Annotated in this window: 21 protein-coding genes; 10 read left to right on the top strand and 11 right to left on the bottom strand. The window is 59.7% G+C overall.

Annotated elements, in window-relative coordinates; translation table 11 throughout:
* Nucleotides 1-11: 11 nt before the first annotated feature.
* Nucleotides 12-431: an iron response transcriptional regulator IrrA gene (gene irrA / locus I3J13_RS05315; RefSeq protein ID WP_003507276.1), complete on the top strand. Its 420-nt coding sequence runs from the start codon at nucleotides 12-14 to the stop codon at nucleotides 429-431.
* A 75-nt stretch (nucleotides 432-506) separates the two neighbouring features.
* On the opposite strand, the gene I3J13_RS05310 is transcribed toward irrA, so the two are convergent.
* Nucleotides 507-1,145, bottom strand: a complete 639-nt coding sequence (locus tag I3J13_RS05310) for a trimeric intracellular cation channel family protein (protein ID WP_003524379.1) — start codon at nucleotides 1,143-1,145, stop codon at nucleotides 507-509.
* 78 nt (nucleotides 1,146-1,223) lie between these two features.
* Here I3J13_RS05310 and I3J13_RS05305 point away from each other — a divergent pair, with 78 nt between their 5' ends.
* Nucleotides 1,224-1,742 carry a hypothetical protein gene (locus tag I3J13_RS05305; protein WP_003524381.1) on the top strand — a complete coding sequence of 173 codons (519 nt, stop codon included), beginning with the start codon at nucleotides 1,224-1,226 and terminating at the stop codon, nucleotides 1,740-1,742.
* 12 nt (nucleotides 1,743-1,754) lie between these two features.
* Here the strand turns inward: I3J13_RS05305 and I3J13_RS05300 are convergent, their stop codons facing one another.
* Nucleotides 1,755-2,465 (bottom strand): YoaK family protein, encoded by a 711-nt coding sequence (locus tag I3J13_RS05300; protein ID WP_003524382.1) that lies wholly within the window; start codon nucleotides 2,463-2,465, stop codon nucleotides 1,755-1,757.
* A gap of 205 nt (nucleotides 2,466-2,670) precedes the next feature.
* On the opposite strand from I3J13_RS05300, the gene I3J13_RS05295 reads away from it, so the two are divergent.
* From I3J13_RS05295 to I3J13_RS05260, 8 genes are all read left to right on the top strand, one after another.
* Entirely contained in the window at nucleotides 2,671-3,612 is a 942-nt protein-coding gene (locus I3J13_RS05295; RefSeq protein ID WP_020809180.1) for an ABC transporter substrate-binding protein, read from the top strand.
* A gap of 138 nt (nucleotides 3,613-3,750) precedes the next feature.
* A complete protein-coding gene (locus I3J13_RS05290; RefSeq protein WP_020809179.1) occupies nucleotides 3,751-4,524 on the top strand; it encodes an ABC transporter permease in 774 nt (257 codons plus the stop codon).
* On the top strand, nucleotides 4,524-5,309 hold the full coding sequence (locus tag I3J13_RS05285; RefSeq protein WP_020809178.1) for an ABC transporter ATP-binding protein: 786 nt from the start codon (nucleotides 4,524-4,526) through the stop codon (nucleotides 5,307-5,309). The genes I3J13_RS05290 and I3J13_RS05285 overlap by 1 nt, the downstream gene beginning before the upstream one ends.
* A gap of 34 nt (nucleotides 5,310-5,343) precedes the next feature.
* The gene (gene hutC, locus I3J13_RS05280) at nucleotides 5,344-6,081 is read left to right on the top strand and encodes a histidine utilization repressor (RefSeq protein ID WP_196378194.1); all 738 of its coding nucleotides are present in this window, start codon (nucleotides 5,344-5,346) and stop codon (nucleotides 6,079-6,081) included.
* Nucleotides 6,082-6,274: 193 nt separating this feature from the next.
* Complete coding sequence (gene exbB / locus I3J13_RS05275) at nucleotides 6,275-7,471, top strand: tonB-system energizer ExbB (protein WP_196378193.1); 1,197 nt, start codon at nucleotides 6,275-6,277, stop codon at nucleotides 7,469-7,471.
* A 6-nt stretch (nucleotides 7,472-7,477) separates the two neighbouring features.
* Nucleotides 7,478-7,954: a TonB system transport protein ExbD gene (exbD, locus tag I3J13_RS05270; protein ID WP_059759025.1), complete on the top strand. Its 477-nt coding sequence runs from the start codon at nucleotides 7,478-7,480 to the stop codon at nucleotides 7,952-7,954.
* The gene (locus I3J13_RS05265; protein ID WP_196378192.1) at nucleotides 7,951-8,874 is read left to right on the top strand and encodes an energy transducer TonB family protein; all 924 of its coding nucleotides are present in this window, start codon (nucleotides 7,951-7,953) and stop codon (nucleotides 8,872-8,874) included. Before exbD ends, I3J13_RS05265 begins: the two co-directional genes overlap by 4 nt.
* A 150-nt stretch (nucleotides 8,875-9,024) precedes the next feature.
* Nucleotides 9,025-10,014 (top strand): Ldh family oxidoreductase, encoded by a 990-nt coding sequence (locus I3J13_RS05260; protein ID WP_196378191.1) that lies wholly within the window; start codon nucleotides 9,025-9,027, stop codon nucleotides 10,012-10,014.
* A gap of 219 nt (nucleotides 10,015-10,233) precedes the next feature.
* Here I3J13_RS05260 and I3J13_RS05255 read toward each other — a convergent pair whose 3' ends face one another.
* The 9 genes from I3J13_RS05255 to phnC all read right to left on the bottom strand — a co-directional run bounded on the left by I3J13_RS05255 (nucleotide 10,234) and on the right by phnC (nucleotide 19,030).
* Nucleotides 10,234-10,479 carry a LuxR C-terminal-related transcriptional regulator gene (locus I3J13_RS05255; protein ID WP_196378190.1) on the bottom strand — a complete coding sequence of 82 codons (246 nt, stop codon included), beginning with the start codon at nucleotides 10,477-10,479 and terminating at the stop codon, nucleotides 10,234-10,236.
* 464 nt (nucleotides 10,480-10,943) lie between these two features.
* Nucleotides 10,944-11,984 carry an AraC family transcriptional regulator gene (locus I3J13_RS05250; RefSeq protein ID WP_080852850.1) on the bottom strand — a complete coding sequence of 347 codons (1,041 nt, stop codon included), beginning with the start codon at nucleotides 11,982-11,984 and terminating at the stop codon, nucleotides 10,944-10,946.
* A gap of 87 nt (nucleotides 11,985-12,071) precedes the next feature.
* On the bottom strand, nucleotides 12,072-12,671 hold the full coding sequence (phnN, locus tag I3J13_RS05245; protein WP_196378189.1) for a phosphonate metabolism protein/1,5-bisphosphokinase (PRPP-forming) PhnN: 600 nt from the start codon (nucleotides 12,669-12,671) through the stop codon (nucleotides 12,072-12,074).
* Nucleotides 12,668-13,804, bottom strand: coding sequence for an alpha-D-ribose 1-methylphosphonate 5-triphosphate diphosphatase (locus I3J13_RS05240; protein WP_020809169.1), 1,137 nt, complete (start codon nucleotides 13,802-13,804; stop codon nucleotides 12,668-12,670). Before I3J13_RS05240 ends, phnN begins: the two co-directional genes overlap by 4 nt.
* Nucleotides 13,801-14,499 carry a DUF1045 domain-containing protein gene (locus I3J13_RS05235; protein ID WP_170988555.1) on the bottom strand — a complete coding sequence of 233 codons (699 nt, stop codon included), beginning with the start codon at nucleotides 14,497-14,499 and terminating at the stop codon, nucleotides 13,801-13,803. Before I3J13_RS05235 ends, I3J13_RS05240 begins: the two co-directional genes overlap by 4 nt.
* A 273-nt stretch (nucleotides 14,500-14,772) precedes the next feature.
* A complete protein-coding gene (gene phnE, locus I3J13_RS05230; RefSeq protein ID WP_196378188.1) occupies nucleotides 14,773-16,122 on the bottom strand; it encodes a phosphonate ABC transporter, permease protein PhnE in 1,350 nt (449 codons plus the stop codon).
* Nucleotides 16,122-17,108, bottom strand: a complete 987-nt coding sequence (phnE, locus tag I3J13_RS05225) for a phosphonate ABC transporter, permease protein PhnE (protein WP_196378187.1) — start codon at nucleotides 17,106-17,108, stop codon at nucleotides 16,122-16,124. The genes phnE (I3J13_RS05230) and phnE (I3J13_RS05225) overlap by 1 nt, the downstream gene beginning before the upstream one ends.
* A 70-nt stretch (nucleotides 17,109-17,178) precedes the next feature.
* Nucleotides 17,179-18,084: a phosphonate ABC transporter substrate-binding protein gene (gene phnD / locus I3J13_RS05220; protein WP_078051428.1), complete on the bottom strand. Its 906-nt coding sequence runs from the start codon at nucleotides 18,082-18,084 to the stop codon at nucleotides 17,179-17,181.
* A gap of 85 nt (nucleotides 18,085-18,169) precedes the next feature.
* The gene (phnC, locus tag I3J13_RS05215; protein ID WP_196378186.1) at nucleotides 18,170-19,030 is read right to left on the bottom strand and encodes a phosphonate ABC transporter ATP-binding protein; all 861 of its coding nucleotides are present in this window, start codon (nucleotides 19,028-19,030) and stop codon (nucleotides 18,170-18,172) included.
* Nucleotides 19,031-19,039 lie beyond the last annotated feature (9 nt).

The following is a 19,039-nucleotide window of genomic DNA, read 5'->3' as shown; positions in this document are numbered from 1 at the left end:
AATGGGATTGCATGGCATTTGACGCCACATTGGATATCGGAACGAGGTTGCGGCGCTCGGGGCTGCGCCCCACGCGACAGCGTGTGGCTTTGGGCGATCTGCTTTTCGCAAAGGGCGATCGCCATCTGACGGTCGAGGAACTGCACGATGAGGCGGTCACCGCCGGCGTGCCCGTTTCTCTCGCCACGGTCTACAATACGCTGCACCAGTTCACCGAAGCCGGCCTCATCCGTGTTCTCGCCGTGGAAGGCGCCCGCACCTATTTCGACACCAACGTCTCGGATCACCACCACTTCTTCGTGGAGGGCGAGAACGAGGTTCTCGATATTCCCGTCAATAACCTCCAGATCGACAATTTGCCGGAAGCGCCCGAGGGCATGGAAATCGCCCATGTGGACGTGGTCATCCGCCTTCGTCGCAAGCGCGGATGAGGCTTCAGTCCGATAGCGGATGTGAAAATGGCGCCCGCGGGCGCCATTTCTGTTTTCGGCGGTCATTTCTATATGTCACTTCATGACATCTTCCGGCCGTCTGCCGGGCTTTGCCTTATAGGGCGGAAAAGTCCAGCCGAAGATCAGCGCGCCTGACCGGACGGCGAAGGCCGTAAGGACGCCTGCGGCTGATGCGGCATAAAGCGGTGCGCCGAGGAAATAGACGACAATGAAGGTGGAGGAACCCAAGAGCGCGCAGGTGATGTAGATCTCCGGCCGCAGCAACACGGACGGTTCGCCGGCGAGAATATCGCGCAGCACACCACCGAACGTCGCCGTCAGAACGCCGGTGACGATGGCGACGGTTGCGGAGCCGCTGGCGGCAAGCCCCTTGGCTGCTCCCATGACGCAATAAGCGGAAAGGCCCAGCGCATCGAGCCAGATCAGTACGCGGTAACGGGATTCGAACAGATGCGCGGTGAAAAACAGCAGCACCGCGACCGAGACGCAGACGAGGATATAGGTCGGGTTCACCACCCAGAATACCGGCGTCCTGCCAAGCACCAGATCGCGCACCGTGCCGCCGCCGATGCCGGTTGCGGCGGCGAAAAACAGGAAGCCGATCAGGTCGAGCTGCTTGCGCGAGGCGGCGAGCGCGCCGGTTGCGGCAAAGATGGCGACGCCGGCATAGTCGAGAAAACCCAGAAGCGTCATGAAAAGGTTCCCCCCGGAAACAAGGGCTGCGAACACGTCAGTGTCGCGCAAGCACTAAACTCTAGGCTGGCCGCCCGGATGATCGCAACATCCATAACCGAAACGGATGCAAAGGAAAATGCCGTGCGAATCGCTCTCGTTGCCGCTCTTCAGGCGCTGGTTCTCTTGATGTTTCCGGTGGCGCTCTCGGCGCAGCAGCAACTGGTGAACGATCCCGAGATCTACGAGAAGGACCATTTCCGCAACGAGTGCAAGGTGGCGGCCTTCGGCGACGATTTCGTCACGCGGCTGGATATCAACAATGATGGGCTGATGGACGCCGTCGTCAATCACGGCGTTCTCGATTGCGACGGCGAAAAGGGCCGCAGCTGCGACGACGAGGGATGCCCCTATAATTTCTATGTCCAGGTGAAAGAGGGCGGTTATCTGATGATCGCGACGGCCCGAATTTACGACTATGATTTCATCAAGCGCTTCGGCAACATGGTTTTTGTGCTGAAGATGCATCCGCGTTATTGCGAGCGTACCGACAAGGAGCCCTGCCTGATGACGGTGCGGGTGCGCGGCACGAAATTCGTCACCATCTCGCGAAAGTGACGGCGACGATTTTCAAGGCGTAATTCGCCGGATTTTGACCCTTTGATTGTAGCGCTGGCGAAGCGAGCGCGGGATGATGAAGGTGGCGATGGCGACGGCGAAAACCGTGGCCGCAACCACCCAAAGGGCATTCGATTGCAGGGTGGCGGCGAGAACGGCGCCGCATATCGCGCCGCATATCATGCCAAGCCATGGCACGATCTGAATGCCCCAGTCGAGGCTTCGTTCGCCGAGAAGAAAACGACCGATGCCGCGGCCGAAGCGGGAAAGCGCGCCGGTCACATAGGTAAGCCCGATTGGCAGTCCCTCAATGTGCTCAACGGCGGCGTTGACCATGCCCATGGCGAAAACGACGAGATAAAATTGCGCAAGAGCGGAAGTCTCGCCGCCGAGCAGCGCGGCAATTGTTACCAGCAATCCCACCGCCATCAGAACGGCGAAGATGCGCCGGTCGAACTTATGCGCCACCACGATGCCGCCGGCATTGCCCGCCACGAAGGCAACGATTGCGAAAAGCAGTTTCGCGGCGTGGGAATAGAGGCCAGCCTCCATCGAGACTGCGGCGCGTGTGGTGTTGCCGGTCATGAAGGATACGAAGTCACCTGAAATATGCAGGCCCACCGCATCCGTCATGCCCGCGATGAAGGAAATGGCGGCAACCAGTGCAATTCCAGTTCCGGTTCGCCTTGCCCTGATGATACTGCGACGTCTTTGTCTGGTCATGGAAAGCTCGATATGGAAAAACGGCGGCCTGCGCGCGGGGCCGTGTTATCCTATGTCTAGAATGCCGGATGGTGTATTTGCAATCTTTCTGGAGGCCTTCGGAAGCTTCTATTTTGTCTAGACAAATATAAAATCCCTGCCTACCATGCCTCAAATAAAGCGATAAACAACATCGCACAAAAATAAATCAAAAGGGGTTCAGATCATGAAGAAAACATGGGTTCTCGCCACAGTCGCCGCGCTCTTTTCATCCGCTTCCGCCTATGCCGAGACGTCGGTGACGATTGGCATGTCCGGCTGGACCGGTTTTGCGCCGCTGACGCTCGCCAAACAGGCCGGCATTTTCGAAAAGAACGGCCTGAAGGTCGACATCAAGAAAATCCCGCAGGCGAGCCGCCATCTGGCCCTTGCTTCCGGTGACATTCAGTGCGCCGCCACCACGGTGGAAACATGGATCGCGTGGAATGCCAATGGCGTGAAATCCACCCAGATTTTCCAGATGGACAAGTCGCATGGCGCGGATGGCATTGCGGTGCGCAGTGATGTTGCCAAGGTCGCGGACCTGAAAGGCAAGACGGTTGCCGCCTCCGCGCCGGGCACCTCCCCTTATTTCTTCCTTGCCTGGATCCTCAAGGAAAACGGCCTCACTCTTAAAGACGTCAAGGTCGTCAACCTCGAGCCGGGACCGGCCGCGCAGGCATTCGTTGCCGGTCAAAATGATGCGGCCATGACCTATGAGCCCTATCTGTCCACCGTCCGCGCCGCCCCCGACAAGGGCAAAATCCTCGCCACGACGCTGGATTATCCCGCCGTCATGGATACGTTCGGTTGCACCCCGGATTTCCTGAAGGCCAATCCGCAGGCGGCGAAAGCCCTGGCGGACAGCTATTTCCAGGCCCTCGAGCTCATCAAGGCCGATCCCGAAAAGTCCTATGCGACGATGGGGGCGGATGTGAAGCAGACCGGCGAGGCCTTTGCCGCTTCGGCAAAGTTCCTCGAATGGCAGGATAAGGCCGCCAACCAGAAGTTTTTCGAGGGTGAATTCAAGGCATTCTCGGAAAAATCGGCGGACCTGCTGCTGGAAATCGGCGTGATAAAGTCGAAACCCGATCTTTCGACCCTCGCGGATACGTCCTTCATCAAGTAACAGAAAAGGCGGCCGCATTCCCTGCAGGGAATATTGCAGCCAAAGACAAGTGAGTGCGTCGATTGTGCGTCACGAAACGCGCACGGCGTTCTGATGGCGCGGCGAAGGTGCCGCGCCGGTTTTCCGGACAGGCGACAGATGCAACCTCTTCAACCCATAAGGAACAGCACGAGAATTGCTCTCGGCATCCTGTTCTTCGTGCTGTTTTTTTCCGCCTGGGGCTTTGCCACGCTGGGCGGTTTCGTATCGCCGACCTTTCTGGCCGACCCCATCACCATGCTGAAGGACGGCATCTATTTGCTGACCGATCAGGGTTTTGCCAGCGATATCGGCATGACAATCTGGCGCGTGGTCGGCGGTTTCGTGCTGGCATCGCTCGTTGCCGTGCCGGTCGGCATCGCCATGGGGGCCTATAAGCCCATCGAGGCGCTGCTTGAGCCTTTCGTCTCCTTCGCACGCTATCTGCCGGCTTCCGCCTTCGTGCCGCTCCTCATTCTCTGGGCCGGCATCGGCGAGATGCAGAAGCTGCTGGTGATCTTCATCGGCGCGGTGTTCCAGATCATCCTGATGGTGGCCGTGGCTGTCGCCGGCACGCGGCGTGATCTGGTGGAGGCCGCCTATACGCTTGGTGCGAAGGACCGGGGCGTTGTTCGTCGTGTTCTCATTCCCGCCAATGCGCCCGATATTGCGGAAATCCTCCGTCTCGTTCTCGGCTGGGCCTGGACCTATGTCATTGTCGCTGAACTGATCGGCGCCTCCTCGGGCATCGGCTATATGATCATCAACAGCCAGGCGCTGATGGCGACCGGGCAGATCATCTTCGGCATCATCGTCATCGGCATTATCGGTCTTATTTCGGACTTCGCGTTTAAATCGCTGAACCGGAAGCTTTTCGCCTGGAGGCTTGCCTGATGAGCGAACTCGTTATCAAGGGCGTCAGCCGCACTTTTCCGGGTGTGCAGGGCGGGCAGCCGACGCTGGCCCTCCAGCCCACCGATCTGGAAATCCCCCGCAATGATTTCGTCACCATCCTCGGCCCGTCGGGATGTGGAAAATCGACCTTGCTGCGCATCATCGCCGGTCTCGACCGCCCAACGACGGGCGAAGTGCTGCTGTCCGGCAGGGCGGTGACGGGGCCGGGGGCGGATCGCGGCATGGTGTTCCAGTCCTACACCCTGTTTCCCTGGCTGACGATCCGCGAAAACGTCGCCTTCGGCCTGCGCGAACGCGGCGTTGCCGAGAAGGAAAAATGGGAGATTGTCGACAGCTATATCGACAAGGTCGGCCTGCGCGGCTTCGAGAACCATTGGCCGAAACAGCTCTCCGGCGGCATGCAGCAGAGAACGGCCATTGCCCGTGCCCTGGCGAACGGCCCGAAAATCCTGCTACTCGACGAGCCTTTCGGCGCTCTCGACAACCAGACGCGCGGACTGATGCAGGAACTGCTGCTCGGTATATGGGAGCGGGAGCAGAAGACGGTCATTTTCGTCACACACGATATCGAAGAGGCGGTCTTCATGGCGTCGCGTGTGGTGACCATGTCCGCAAGGCCGGGTCGCATCAAGTCGATCACGCCGGTCGACCTGCCGCATCCGCGTCACTACACCGTCAAGGCCAGCCCGGAATTTTCTGAGCTGCGCGCCAAGCTTACGGAGGAAATCCGCAGCGAGGCGATCGCCGCCGCTGCCCATGGATAGTTGATCAGGCAAAAGGGAGGATAAAAGCATCGGGATGAGGAGCACAGGCGCCGATCTTCAGGAAAAATCGCTGCACGAGCGCATCCGCAATGATGTCGAGCGCCACATCATGTCGGGCGAATGGCCGCCGGGTTATCGTATTCCCTTCGAACACGAGATGACCCGGCAATATGCCTGTTCGCGCATGACGGTGAACAAGGCTCTCGGCGAATTGGTGCAGCGCGGACTCATCGAAAGACGCCGCCGTCTCGGCACCTTCGTTCGCCAGCCCCATGCGCAATCCGCCGTTCTGGAAATCCACGATATCGAGCGGGAGGTGCAGGCGCTGGGTCTGGTCTACGGTTACCGTCTCGACAAACGACGGCTGCGCCCTGCGGGGGAAGAAGACGGCGCGGCCATGGCGCTTGCCGCCGACGCCCCGGTCTTGGAGCTCACCTGCACGCACTTCGCCGGCGGCGTTCCCTTTTGCCTTGAAGAGCGCATCGTCAATACCACCGCCGTTCCGGAGGCGGAAGCCGCGGATTTTTCACAGATCGGGCCGGGGACATGGCTGCTGAAGATGGTGCCCTGGAGTGCGGCCGAACATCGTATCAGCGCCGTTTCCGCCGACCGTAAAAATGCGGCGGTGCTCGGCATTGCTTCCGGTGCTGCCTGTCTGGTCATTGATCGGCGGACCTGGCATGGGGCGGATTATATCACCCGTGTCCGTGTCACCTATCCCGGTGACCGGCACGCCCTCATTGCGCAGTTTTCGCCCTCGCATAACAGCTGAAGGCCGTCGATCGGTCAATTTTTTGTAAAGAAGAGTTTACGGGTCGTCTTTTGACAATATAATAGTTGTCAAAAGAACTCAGGTTTATTATCGGAACGTCAAGCTTTCACGACGGTATCCGTTCATGACCCCGGTTTTCAGGAACCGGTCAATCTGCGGATGAGTTCATCGACGGAAATCCGGGATAAAAATTATGTCAGCTGAGACCTCAACTTCTTCCGCATCCTTCACCAAGGCAAACACGACAAGGCATCTTTCCCTTGCCATGACTGTCACCTTGCTGGCCGGCTTGAGTGCCGGCGCGGTTTTCGCTCAGACGGCACCGGAAACCCAGATACAGCCCGCACCGCAACCGGAAGCGGTTCAGCCGGCAACTCCCGCAACGCCGGGCGCTCCGGCCTCCGCGCCCGTCCAGCCTTCCGCGACTGCACCGGAACAGCCGGCCGCCACCGCACCCTCGCAGCCTCAGTCAACTCAGCCCGCACCGGCCCAGCCTGCGCCCGCTCAGCCCGCGACGGATACCGCACCGGGAGCCGAAGGCCTGGCGCCGCAGCCGACGCAGACCGAGCAACCCGCACAGACGGGCCAGACGAGCGCGCCGAATGAAGCCGCGACCCCGATAGAGCCTGTCAGCACCGAGCCCACGAGCGCTGAACATCGTGCAGATATCCCGCACAACCTTTCTCCCTGGGGCATGTTCATGGCGGCCGACTGGGTTGTGAAGGGTGTCATGATCGGTCTTGCCTTCGCATCTCTGGTTACGTGGACGGTCTGGGTCGCGAAGTCTATCGAGCTTGCAGGTGCGCGGGTGCGCGCCGGCTCGACGCTCAAGGTCATTCGCAAGGCAAAAACCCTGACTGAGGCCACCGAGGCCGTCGAAAAGAAGGGCGGGCCGGCAGCACTGATGCTGCGCATGGCAACCCACGAAATGCAGCTTTCCGATGCAGTGGTCGAACATACGGATGGCGGCGGTATCAAGGAGCGTGTCTCTTCGGCGCTGTCGCGTATCGAAACCCATGCGGGTCGCCGCATGTCGCGCGGAACGGGTGTTCTGGCGACCATCGGTTCCACTGCTCCCTTCGTCGGTCTGTTCGGCACCGTCTGGGGCATCATGAACTCTTTCATCAGCATTTCGGAATCGCAGACGACCAATCTTGCCGTCGTCGCGCCGGGCATTGCCGAGGCGCTGCTCGCCACCGCCATCGGTCTCGTCGCCGCCATTCCGGCCGTGGTGATCTATAACGTCTTCGCCCGCTCCATCACCGGTTACCGCCATCTGCTGGCGGATGCCGCAGCCGGCGTGGAACGCCTCGTCAGCCGCGATCTCGATTTTCGCCGTATTCCGCCGGGCAACACCAGCAAGCCCGCAGTATCGCTGGTCGGACGGTGATCGGCCATGGCTGGCGGTATTCGCGAAAATAGCGGAGACGACCTCTCCGAAAACCACGAGATCAATGTCACGCCCTTCATCGACGTGATGCTGGTTCTGCTCATCATCTTCATGGTGGCCGCACCGCTGGCCACCGTCGATGTGAATGTCGATCTGCCCGCATCCACCGCAAAGCCGGCGGAACGTCCGGAGGAGCCGCTTTATCTGACGGTCAAGGACGATCTCTCGCTCAATCTCGGCAATGATGCGGTTGCCCGCGAAGCACTGGCGGCCGCCATCGACCGGCAGACGGGCGGCAAGAAGGATACGCGCATCTTCCTGCGGGCCGACAAGGCGGTCGACTACGGCCACTTCATGGAAATCATGAACCTGCTGAGAGATGCCGGTTATCTGAAGATCGCCCTCGTAGGGCTGGAAAACGCGGCTGCCGTAGCGCAGCCCGCTGCCGCTGGCCAACCTGCAGCGCCGGGAACCGCGCCATGACTGAAAACGGCTACCCGCAGGCCCGGCATTCCCGTCTCGGGGAAGTGACGCTGTGGTCCGTCGCGGCGCTGCTCATGCTGGGCGTTCACGCCGGTTTTGCCTATTATCTGATGCAGGAGCCCGAAGAGCTGGATGCCGGCGGGCCGCCGCCTGCTGCGATCATGATCGAAATGGCCGCGATACCGGAGGCCGTCAAGACCGAAGAAACAACGCCCGCGCAGGATGTCGAGGACGCCGAAGAGGTGAAGAGCGACAGCAGCGAACCGGTGGAGGAAGCCGCCCCGGAAGAGCCGCCGCCACCGGAGCCGGTTGCGGAAACGCCGCCGCCAGAGCCGGTGCAGCCGCCTGAACCGCCGGTCGAGGAGATCGTCGAACCGCAGGAAATTCCCGAACCTGTTGAGCCGGTCGATCCCGTTCAGGAGCAGATGATGGCGGAACTCGAAAATGTCGAGGTTCCTCTGCCCGTCATGCGTCCTCCGCCGCCGCCCGTCGAAAAGAAGGTGGAAAAGAAAGAGCCGGAAGAGAAAAAGAAGGTTGAGCGCCAGCGTCCCAAACCGCAGCAGGCATCGGAACTGCGCGAAACGGCGAAGGCTGAAGCCCAGCAGTCCGACCGGACGGCGGCATCGCGCAGCAATGCCGGCTCCTTCTCGTCCTCGTCCATGTCAAATGCCGATTGGGGTGCGAAAGTGCGCTCGGCGATGCAGCGGCGACTGGTGCGTTCGGCTGGAAAATCGGGGATGACCATTACGGTTTCATTCAAGATAGACAGCGGTGGTTCCGTAGGCGGTGCGAGGATTATTTCATCCACCGGTGACTCGGCGATGGATCAGAAGCTTCTGGCCGTCATACAAAGAGCGTCCGTCTCGCCGCCGCCGCCAGGCGCAAATACGAGTTTTACCCTGCCGATTCTTTTCAAGTAGGCTGAAACAGCCCGACCGCATAAGGGCATCCCGACTCTGGAGAGGATGGGATGCCCGATTTATTTTCCATGTTGATTTGCAGCGACCGTATACCGCAAAGTAGGACCAATCCGTCCCATCGCATGCAAGCCAACAGGAATCACGAAAATCATGAAATTCTCAATCGCAGAGGCGGAGGATCTCGTATCCTCTATCTTTGAGCGCAACGGCGTTCTGCAGCAAAACGCCCGTTCGGTGGCAAAGGCGCTCGTCGCCTCCGAGGCGGCCGGCCAAGGCGGTCACGGTTTTCGCCGTATCCCCGTTTATGTCCGGCAGGCGCGTGTTGGTAAAGTCGATGGCAAGGCACGTCCGGTGGCGACCCGCGTGAAGCCGGGTGTGCTCTCGGTCGACGCCAATCACGGCTATGCCTATCCGGCAATCGATTGCGCCCTTGAGGAATTGCCGGACATGGTCCGGCAGCAGGGCATTGCGCTTGCGGCGATCCACCGTTCCCATCATGCGGGTGTCATGGCGCTGACCGTCGAGCGCCTCGCCGAAATGGGTTTCGTCGCGCTCATGTTCGCCAACGCACCGGCGTCGATGGCGCCCTGGGGTGGCAGCAAACCACTCTATGGAACCAATCCAATCGCCTTCGCCACCCCCGTCGGCGGCGCCGATCCGCTGGTCATCGATCTCGCGCTCTCCAAGGTCGCGCGCGGAAAGATCATGGCGGCCCGCCAGAAGGGTGAAACCATCCCCGGCGACTGGGCGCTCGACCGAAACGGCCGGCCGACGACCGATCCCGAAGAGGCCATAGAGGGAACCATGGTGCCCGCAGGCGAGGCCAAGGGCGCTGCGCTGGCATTGATGGTGGAGATCATGGCCGCTGCGGTGACAGGCGGAAACTTCGCATTCGAGGCTTCTTCCCTTCTCGACGATAAGGGAGCGCCGCCCTCTCTCGGCCATACGATCATCGCCATAGACCCGGTATCGTCAGGCGGTACGGCCTTTACCGAGCGGCTGGGGCTCATCGCCGGCGAGATAGAAAAGCAGGAAAATGTGCGTCTGCCCGGTCGCCGGAGCCAGGGGATTCGCAAACAGGCGCTGGAAAGCGGCATCGTGATCGAAAGCGATATTCTGGCCGAAATTCAGTCGCTTTGATGCGACAATAAAACCCGGCGGGTCGAATATGACCCGCCGGGCAAACCGTAAAGGGCTGCTTTGCATTTGCGTCGAAGAGGGCCGGACATCATGTCCAGCCCGCTTTGGTCCGCCATCCCGCCATTGATATGGAAGGATTTTGACGCAGAAAGCCGCTCATTCGGTTTTCAGCTTACGGGAGGGGACGTTTCGCGTAAGCTTGGATGGATCAGGTGGCGATTATGCGTCCTGCTCGATCAGGCCGCGCAGCAGGGCGATGCTGACGGCATTCAGCAGATTGGCCGCACCCAGTCTGTGGCGCACTCTTTCCAGAGTGTCCTTCACGTCCGCTTCGTCCGCGCCGGTTATCGAGGCGATGTGGGATGGATGCTTGCCCCGCGCGACCAGCCCCAGATAATGCCGCTCACGCTCCGAAAGGATGATTTCACGCGTCCGGCGATGTTCATGCGGCGTATTTGAAGACATTTTCTTTCAGCCTTAAAAGAGATTGGCCTTCCCGGGGCACGATCAGTCAATGATTCATTCCCCGAAACCAGCTCGTTTACCGCTCTGTCTATACGCGAACAGAAACGCTAATTTCGCCAATAGGTTTCATGGGGCATCGGTAATTATGCAATAAAGGGCCGATTTCGCAGCCAGCCGATCGCGGCGCGGACGCTCTATTCTGTGCATTGAAAGGAACTGCAACATCGATATCGCCAGAGACCGCAATCGGTCTGGCGTGAAATGCAGCTTCAAAGCTCTGGAATGTTTTCGTCACACCCGAAGGATATGCGGCGCTCTAATAGGCGATGTGCCTCACCGATAGAATAACATCGCGCGCCAAGTTTTTCGTTTTATTGTTATGTTTCGGCACGCAACGCGATGAGTGCTGACATATTTCTCAAATTTAATGCGTCATTTCGAAATATTGATGCCGTCAACATGTATCATCCGGCGGAATGATGCGCGTGTTTCTTGCGAATATCGGTCGGTGTTGCGCCGAACCAGCGGGAGACGGAACGCGAAAACGCGCCGGGTGTCGAATAGCCAAGCCTGTAACTGATGTCGGATACCGGAAGATCGCTTTCCACGAGGAGTTTGAAACCGGCATTTTTGCGAATGGCATCCTTTATCTCGTTGAGATTGGTGCCGAGCTCTGCGAGCCGCCGTTGAAAACTCCGTTCCGACAGGTTGAAATAGGGAGCGATCTCGCCGAGCGAAAGCTCGGCATCCGAGAGCCGCATCTGCATATACCGCTTCACCTGGTCAATGAAGTGGGTCGCGTCCGCCGATGTTTCCGGTCGCAACATGCGGCACTGCAGGTTCATCAGCTCGAACAGCCGCTCATCCGCATTCGGATTGACCACATCGAGAAGCGATACCGGAAGACGCATGGTGTGGATGGGCTGAGAAAAGCTGACGCGCCTGGTCATTCTTTCCTTAAATAGCTGAATATTATTCGGTTTCGGCCGCTCCAGACCGATCTCGATCTGGTTGATACGATCTCCGAGAATATCACGGAGACGTTGTACCAGAACGGCGAGCGACAAATCCACATATTGATCGCGTTTGGCGATAACCGGCGCGAAGGACCATGACAGGGTCACCTGCGTGGCATCCGTTACCATGGTGAAATTGCTGTTGTTGGTCGCGTAATAGACATGGTCCTGAAGAAAACGCAGGAACGCCCGTACCGTCGGTGCGCTGATCAACCCATATCCGAACGCGCCGGATGCACCTGCTGGAAAGGTGGAAGCGCATTGCAGACCGAAGGCGTCGTCGCCGGAAATCAGTGCGCAGGTTTCGAGCAGGCGTGAAAATCTATCGAGGCTGATGCGTTCCGTCAGGCTGCTGAATATGGCTGGATCAATGTCCAGAGCCTTGCAGATCGGCGCGATATCTATGCCCCGTGACCGGGCATAATTGCTGACGCCGGCAGCCAGACCGGCCACCACACTTATCTCGTCACTGACCCTCTTCTCGGGCATCCCTCGCCTTGGCGTACCATGTTTGGAAATTGTCGCCTGATGGTAAGCCTTGAGAGGGCGTTTGTCGAGCAGCCCGGCTCCGGGATTTTAAGTGCGGTCGGTGTCTGCGCTTTGCTCCAGCACCTGCATGATGGCTTGGCCGGCATCTTCGATAGCGCCGCTATTATCGACGGTCGTAACATCGAAATCTCCAACGACTGTCAACGAACTGCGTTCCAGCCGCCGGAGAATATCGTCCCGGCTCTCGCGCCCACGCTGCTCCAGGCGCATTGCCAAAACCTCCGGCCGAGCGACGATGTTCACGACCTTGAGACGGGAAAAGGCGGTGCCGAAATGCGGCAGGGCGGAACGCGAACCGTTGGCGATGACCACATCTCCCGCATTGAGATGACGATAGACAGCGGCCGGGATGCCATATTTCAGCCCATGCGCCTGCCAGGACACCGCGAAGGCGCCCTCATCTTCCAGCCGGTTGAACTCGTGCATCGAAACGGCATCGTGGTTTTCACCCCCCGCATCGCCGCTGCGGGTAATGACGCGGCGGGTGAAGTGAAAGCCCGGCCGCCCACACAGTCGCGCTGCGGCATAGTCCATCAGCGTGTCCTTGCCGGCCCCGCTCGGGCCGACAATCACGATCATCGTGCCGGGCGATGCCGCGCGCCGGCTATCCTGCCCATCGTCGGTCATGCCACGCGCTTGCCCTGACGCCAGACGGAACGGGCGACCGGCACACCATCCTCGCGGTGAACTCGGACCAGATCGGCCCGCAATCCCGTCGCGATACGACCGCGATCGAGAAGGCCGACGGTGCGCGCCGGCGTGGCGGTGACCATGCGCAGCGCCTCCGGCAGGCTGATGGCTTCCACCTGATCGGCGAGCAGGAATGGCGCGAAGAGCAGACTGAAGGGCACGTAGTCGGAAGAAAGAACATCCAGCACACCGATCTCGGCAAGATCGCGGGCGGCGATGTTGCCGGAATGGGACTTGCCGCGAACGATGTTCGGCGCGCCCATCAGCACGCTCATGCCGGCGCTGTGCGAGGCTTTTGCGGCCTCGACGCTGGTGGGAAATTCCGCCAGTTTCACGCCGTGGCCGATAGCTTCGCCGACATGCGCTTCGGTGGCGTCGTCATGGCTTGCGACCGTAATGCCGCGCTCGGCGCAGCGGGCGGCCAGATAATCGCGGTGCTTGGCGGAATATTCCGCCGACGCCGCCTGCCGACGCCGCACGAACTCGGCGAAAGCCTCGTCGCTCAGCCCACGCTTCTTCTGGTAGTAGAAGATATATTGATCCATCGACTGGAACTGGCGCTGCCCCGGGGAGTGGTCCATCAGGGAAATCAGCCGCACGCGCGGATCGGTTTCGAAGTCTTCGAAATGTTCCAGCACATCCGATGAGGCGACTTCGCAGCGCAGATGCAGCAGGTGATCCGAACGAAGGCGGTTCTGATCCGCTGCGGCCTCGATGGCGTCAGCCATTTCGCGCATTTCACCCTTCTTGAAGCCGCCATCCTCATCCGAGCCGAGCCGCAGGCAGTCAAATACGGTGGTGATGCCGGAGGCGGCCACCTGAGCGTCATGGGCCTGAATGGCGGCGATCTTGTCCCAGATCACGCCGGGGCGCGGTGAATAATGCTGCTCAAGATGGTCGGTATGCAGTTCCACCAGACCCGGGATCAAATAATCACCTTCGAGATCTTCGCCGGTTTTGGAAGCACCTTCGCTGATATCGGCGATCTTGCCGTCACGGATCAGGACGGAGCCCAGAATAATATCGTCTTCCAGAACGATACGGGCATTGGAAAGGGCGTGCTCGGTCATGGGTTCGCATCTTTCTTTGGTGGCTGGCCAAGGGGGTGCCAGCTATGAACGGTAAAGGGCGCGCCGCGCGTTTCTTCAATGAACAAGGCGAGGCCGGAAATGCTGAGAGGCCGATCGGTGAATTCGGAAAACCGCACCGAAAGCACCTCGTGCATGGCGGGCTGCTCGCTCTCGTCGATGCGGCCGGTGAGCGTCATGTGAAAACGGAAATCATCCATGACATGCGGGTAACCCCAGAGCGACAGATTTTGCCGCTGGCTCTCCGTCAGCATCTGTGGCCGCCGACGGGCAATATCGGTCTCTGACAGGGGCGCGCGAAACCGGTCGAAATGATCGACGATCTCGGCGGCAAAATCCTGCAGTGGCTGATAGGTGCGGTCCGGGACCAGTGCGAAAAAAGGCCCGAGCGCACCGACGACGACACGCGGAATTTCGAAAGTGGACTGGCTGGCCGCGAAATCTTCGAAGGCCGTGAGTAGCTCCGCCTCGCTGTATTTTTCGGCAAGCTCGAAAGGAGCCTTCAGGGTCGCGTGGAAACCGTAACGGCGGGGCTCCTCCGTCATGTCGGCATAGTCGTCGTGGTCGTCATGCAGCGTGCCGGAAAATGCGTCGCGGCCGAGCCAGCGTGACGCCGCCTCAGTCAGCGGGTGATCTTTAGCCGGAGAAAAATAGATGGCATAGCGCACGGCAAGCACTCTTCAGTGTCATGAGAGACCAGGGATGAGAAGCTATTTGGCGTGACTCGCCAGCTTCCCGCAAGGTCAGGAGTGCGAGGTAATTGGTTTCCGTGACAGAATGATGATGCCGAGGGAAAAAAGCGCATTGGAAATGCGGTAACCCTTCCGAATGTGCTGAAGACACAGGAGGAGATGATGACGGTATACGGCCGGCATAAATCGGGACTGCGCGAGTGTCCGGCTGGAGATGACGAACATCGTTACGACGTTCGCCATTCCATCCCTTCAGGCCTAGTGTTGTGTTTTGCCGATCAGGCGTGAACGCAGCGAATTGGAGATGTGGTCGAACAGGAAAACGACGAAGAGGATGAGCAGGACCATATAGGCGACCTTGTCCCAGTCGGCATTGGTGCCCATCGCTTCCAGCAGTTTCAGACCGATGCCGCCCGCGCCCACCGCGCCGATGATGGTGGCGGAGCGGGTGTTGCTTTCCCAGAAATAGAGTGACTGCGAAATGAAGACCGGCAGGACCTGCGGCAGCACACCGAAGCGGTTGACCGCAATCGGGGAAGCACCGACTGATTTGACACCCTCGCGCTGCTTGTCGTCGACATTTTCCAGCGCCTCGGCATAGACCTTGCCGAGCGCACCGGTATCGGTGAAGAAGATCGCGGCAATGCCGGGGATCGGTCCGGGACCGAAGCTGCGGGTGAAGAACAGGGCCCAGATCAGCATGTCGATGGAACGCAGGAAGTCGAACAGCCGCTTCATGCCCCAGTTTGCGGCCCTGTTGGCGGTGATGTCGCGCGCGGCGATGAAGGCGAGCGGCAGGGCGACGAGCGTGCCGAACAGCGTGCCCACAAAGGCCATAACCAGTGTCTGCATCAGCTTGGAAAGAATATCGGCATGTTGCCAGACGCTGTTGTCGAGGAAATCATCTACCATATGGCCGATATTGGAGCGCTCGGGATCGAGCCTTTCTCCCCACAGCGCGAGAGCGGCGAGTTCGCCATAGCCCTTGCCCCAGAATTCCGATTTGGTGTCGAACAGGAAATTCGCCCATCCGAGGAACCGGCGCTGGACATAGACCTGGCTGGTGCGGATTTCCGCCTGACCGGCAAAACCAAAATGCACGAGAACCTTGTTGCCGTCCTGCTGGATTTCCTGCGGCACGTCGTCGGACGCCCGGGCCTGTTCTCCATTGATGATGACGGGATAATTCTTGCCGTCGACATAGACATCCACCCGGGTCGGGGTCACGTCGAGGCGGTTGTCTGTGCCCGCATAAACGACACTGTAGCCGCCATCCGGCAGGGGCTGCAGCCAGTCGATCTTTGCATCGACCGGATATTGCCCGCGGCTGGACCATTGCGGCTCAACCTTGCCGTCTTCGAAACGCAAGCGCGGCTGGGCGCGCCAGGAATACCAGTCCTGAATATAGCTGGAGGCACGATCCCACCGGCCCTGCATGAAGGCCGGACCGACATTGAAGAAGAAAAAGCAGGCGACGAGATAGGCGAAGACGATGAGGATGCCGGCCAGCAGGCCATATCGCTGCATGAAACTGCGATTGAACACTTGCGGATGCGCGGCCGTCAGCCTCTCGCGGTCGGCGGTGTTGAGAATGAAGCTGGTCGACATCAGGCCGCTCCCCGTCCGAATTCGAAGGATTGATGGCCGATCAGCCTGCGACGCAGCCAGCTGGAAAACTGGTCGACGGCGATGATGGTGACCAGCAGAAGGATGATGATGGCATAGGTCTTGGAGGCGTGGTCGTTGCCGATCGAGAGCCGGAAGACCTCGCCGATACCGCCGCCGCCCACAGCACCGATGATGGTGGAGGCGCGCACGTTGATTTCGGCGCGCAGCAGCGCGTAAGAGACGAAATTGGGCAGAACCTGCGGTACGATGGCGAAGCGCACCCGCTCCAGCCAGTTGGCGCCCGCGGCGCGCAGGCCTTCATCGGGCTTCATATCGGCATTTTCAACCACTTCGAAGAACAGCTTGCCCAGAGCGCCGATCGTGTGGACAGAAATTGCGATGATCGCGGCGATCGGGCCGATCGACAGGATGGCGGTGAGCAACCCGGCGACGACGATTTCCGGAAAAGCGCGCAGCACTTCCATCACCCGGCGCACCACCCAGCGCACGAGGCCGGCGCCGACAAGGTTGGTGGAGGCGAAGAAGCAGAGCACGAAGGCAAAGCTGGTGCCGATGATTGTCGAGACCAGCGCAATATTGAGCGTGATGATCAGCTGATAGATGAAGTGCGGTATGTAGAAACCGTCGGTGATATAAACGCGGTCCGCGACATAATTGTATTTCAGCGAGCCATCCGCATAGGGCGACGGCAGGTCGAACATCGCGCGGAAGATTTCCAGCGGACTATCGGGCACGAAGGTTTTCATGAAGTCGAAAAAGTAGGGCAGACGCTCGAAGAACTTACCCGAATTGGCCGCATTGGCGAAATTCAGCGAGGCAGCGAGGATGGCGAGAAAGATCACGAGCGAAATGACGGTATAGATTCGCCGTGTCGCAAGCTGCTGTTGATAGTGACGCATGACCGTCTTGGACGATGCGCTCAATCCCTCGGGCGAGAGGGTACCATGGTGCAGTGTGGTCGCCATGCCGCTTTTCCTTTATTGACAAAAGCGGCGGTGCCGCAAGGCACCGCCGCTTCCGGATATGATCTGAGGATCAGCCGCCGATAACGGACTTACGGGCGTCGATGATCGTCTGGTAGAAGGACGGATCGACCTTGATGTAGGCGGTGTTCTTGCCCTGGGTGAAACCCTGGAAGCAGGCGAGGTCCTTCTTCGGCAGTTCCATGAAGAAGTCTTCAACCTTCTGCTTCATCGCGTCGCCGAGCTTGTTCGTAACCATCAGCGGACCGTTCGGGATCAGCGGCGACTTCCAGACTTCGACGATATCGTCCATGTCGAGGTTGCCCTTCTTGACCATCTGGTAGAGGTTGCCGGCGGTGTAGCCTTCTTCCCACTTGCCGACGCCCGAACCGAAGGTGGTACCGACGTCGAATTTCTTGTCGAGAACGGCGAGAACGAGGTTCTCATGGCCGCCGCCGAAGCCGGTTTCGGAGAAGTATTCCTTGACCGGAACACCGGTTTCCTTCGGGATAGCCACGTTCGGAACGAGGAAGCCGGAGGTGGAGTCAGGGTCGGCAAAGCCGATCTTCTTGCCCTTGGCGTCAGCCAGCGTCTTGATACCGCTGTCCTTGCGGGCAACCATGATGGTGTAATAGCCGGTCGAACCATCGGCGCCAGCGGTGGTCAGGATAGGGTCGACGGCCTTCGGATCGGCAAGAGCGATCTTGGCATAGGAGGAAGCGCCCATGGAAGCGATGTCGATGGTGCCGCCGAGAAGACCCTGGATGACGCCGTTATAGTCCGGCGACGGGAAAACCTGAACTTCGGCAACGCCGGTCGCGGCCTTCAGGCCATCGGCAACGCACTTGGTGTTGCGGATCTGGTCGGCTTCGTTTTCGGAGCCGTCGAGACCGATGCGCAGAACCTTGACGTCCTGAGCCATGGCGGAACCGGCCAGAACGCCAAGCGCGACTGCCGAAAGAAGGACTTTCTTCAACATGGACTTTCTCCTGTTTCCCGGCGAGCCGGAGTTTGTTGTGAAGTATCGGCCCTTGACGCGGGCGCAAACGATGCTGAGCGGTTCCTCAGAGCCCGGCGAGAGCGAGCGGTTCGGGGCCGGCAGATTGCTGCACCGGACGCGCGGGAAGCTGCGCGCCGGGAATATTGATGCTGGTCGAGGTCATGGTCTCGTCGATGCCCGACCCTTGAGAATCGGTTCCGTAAATCTCCGTGACGGCCGCAGCCGTCAGCTCAGTAGGGGTTCCGTCGAAGACGACGCGGCCCTGAGACATGCCGATGATGCGTTCGCAATAATTGCGCGCCGTATCCAGCGTATGCAGGTTGGTAATAACCGTAATGCCTTCGCGTTCGTTGATGTCGCGCAGCGCGTCCATCACGATCTTGGCGTTCAGCGGGTCGAGGGAAGCGATCGGCTCATCGGCCAGAACCATCTTCGGAGACTGCATCAGGGCGCGGGCGATGGCGACGCGCTGCTGCTGACCGCCGGAAAGCGTGCCGGCAGCCTGCATGGCCACATGCTCGATGCCAAGCCTTTCCAGGGCGGCGATGGCCATCAGGCGCTCGTCATTGGTGAAGATGTTGAACAGGCTGAGCGCCGTCGAGCGGTGGTTGAGGCGGCCGAGCATGACATTGGTGAGCACATCGAGGCGCGGCACCAGATTGAACTGCTGGAAAATCATGGCGCAGTCGCGCTGCCAGCTGCGAAGCGCAGCACCCTTCAGCGCCGAAACTTCCGTGTCGTTGAAATGGATGGAACCCGAGGACGGATCGACGAGGCGGTTGATCATGCGCAGCAGCGTCGATTTTCCCGCACCCGAACGTCCGATAACGCCAACCATCTGGCCCTGCGGTATCTCGACATTCACGGAATCGACCGCAGTGTGGTTGCCAAAGTGGCGCGTGACTTGCTTCAGGTGAAAGCTCATTTCCCCGTC

It is taken from the genome of Agrobacterium leguminum, from assembly GCF_015704895.1.
Taxonomy (GTDB): domain Bacteria; phylum Pseudomonadota; class Alphaproteobacteria; order Rhizobiales; family Rhizobiaceae; genus Agrobacterium; species Agrobacterium leguminum.
This window is presented reverse-complemented; position numbering and strand designations above follow the sequence as displayed.

Excerpts from the sequence above, each read along its gene's own strand:
- irrA (WP_003507276.1), top strand. The coding sequence starts at position 12 with ATGGCATTTGACGCCACATTGGATATCGGAACGAGGTTGCGGCGCTCG.
- I3J13_RS05310 (WP_003524379.1), bottom strand. The coding sequence starts at position 1,145 with ATGACGCTTCTGGGTTTTCTCGACTATGCCGGCGTCGCCATCTTTGCC.
- I3J13_RS05305 (WP_003524381.1), top strand. The coding sequence starts at position 1,224 with ATGATCGCAACATCCATAACCGAAACGGATGCAAAGGAAAATGCCGTG.
- I3J13_RS05300 (WP_003524382.1), bottom strand. The coding sequence starts at position 2,465 with ATGACCAGACAAAGACGTCGCAGTATCATCAGGGCAAGGCGAACCGGA.
- I3J13_RS05295 (WP_020809180.1), top strand. The coding sequence starts at position 2,671 with ATGAAGAAAACATGGGTTCTCGCCACAGTCGCCGCGCTCTTTTCATCC.
- I3J13_RS05290 (WP_020809179.1), top strand. The coding sequence starts at position 3,751 with ATGCAACCTCTTCAACCCATAAGGAACAGCACGAGAATTGCTCTCGGC.
- I3J13_RS05285 (WP_020809178.1), top strand. The coding sequence starts at position 4,524 with ATGAGCGAACTCGTTATCAAGGGCGTCAGCCGCACTTTTCCGGGTGTG.
- hutC (WP_196378194.1), top strand. The coding sequence starts at position 5,344 with ATGAGGAGCACAGGCGCCGATCTTCAGGAAAAATCGCTGCACGAGCGC.
- exbB (WP_196378193.1), top strand. The coding sequence starts at position 6,275 with ATGTCAGCTGAGACCTCAACTTCTTCCGCATCCTTCACCAAGGCAAAC.
- exbD (WP_059759025.1), top strand. The coding sequence starts at position 7,478 with ATGGCTGGCGGTATTCGCGAAAATAGCGGAGACGACCTCTCCGAAAAC.
- I3J13_RS05265 (WP_196378192.1), top strand. The coding sequence starts at position 7,951 with ATGACTGAAAACGGCTACCCGCAGGCCCGGCATTCCCGTCTCGGGGAA.
- I3J13_RS05260 (WP_196378191.1), top strand. The coding sequence starts at position 9,025 with ATGAAATTCTCAATCGCAGAGGCGGAGGATCTCGTATCCTCTATCTTT.
- I3J13_RS05255 (WP_196378190.1), bottom strand. The coding sequence starts at position 10,479 with ATGTCTTCAAATACGCCGCATGAACATCGCCGGACGCGTGAAATCATC.
- I3J13_RS05250 (WP_080852850.1), bottom strand. The coding sequence starts at position 11,984 with ATGCCCGAGAAGAGGGTCAGTGACGAGATAAGTGTGGTGGCCGGTCTG.
- phnN (WP_196378189.1), bottom strand. The coding sequence starts at position 12,671 with ATGACCGACGATGGGCAGGATAGCCGGCGCGCGGCATCGCCCGGCACG.
- I3J13_RS05240 (WP_020809169.1), bottom strand. The coding sequence starts at position 13,804 with ATGACCGAGCACGCCCTTTCCAATGCCCGTATCGTTCTGGAAGACGAT.
- phnE (WP_196378188.1), bottom strand. The coding sequence starts at position 16,122 with ATGTCGACCAGCTTCATTCTCAACACCGCCGACCGCGAGAGGCTGACG.
- phnE (WP_196378187.1), bottom strand. The coding sequence starts at position 17,108 with ATGGCGACCACACTGCACCATGGTACCCTCTCGCCCGAGGGATTGAGC.
- phnD (WP_078051428.1), bottom strand. The coding sequence starts at position 18,084 with ATGTTGAAGAAAGTCCTTCTTTCGGCAGTCGCGCTTGGCGTTCTGGCC.
- phnC (WP_196378186.1), bottom strand. The coding sequence starts at position 19,030 with ATGAGCTTTCACCTGAAGCAAGTCACGCGCCACTTTGGCAACCACACT.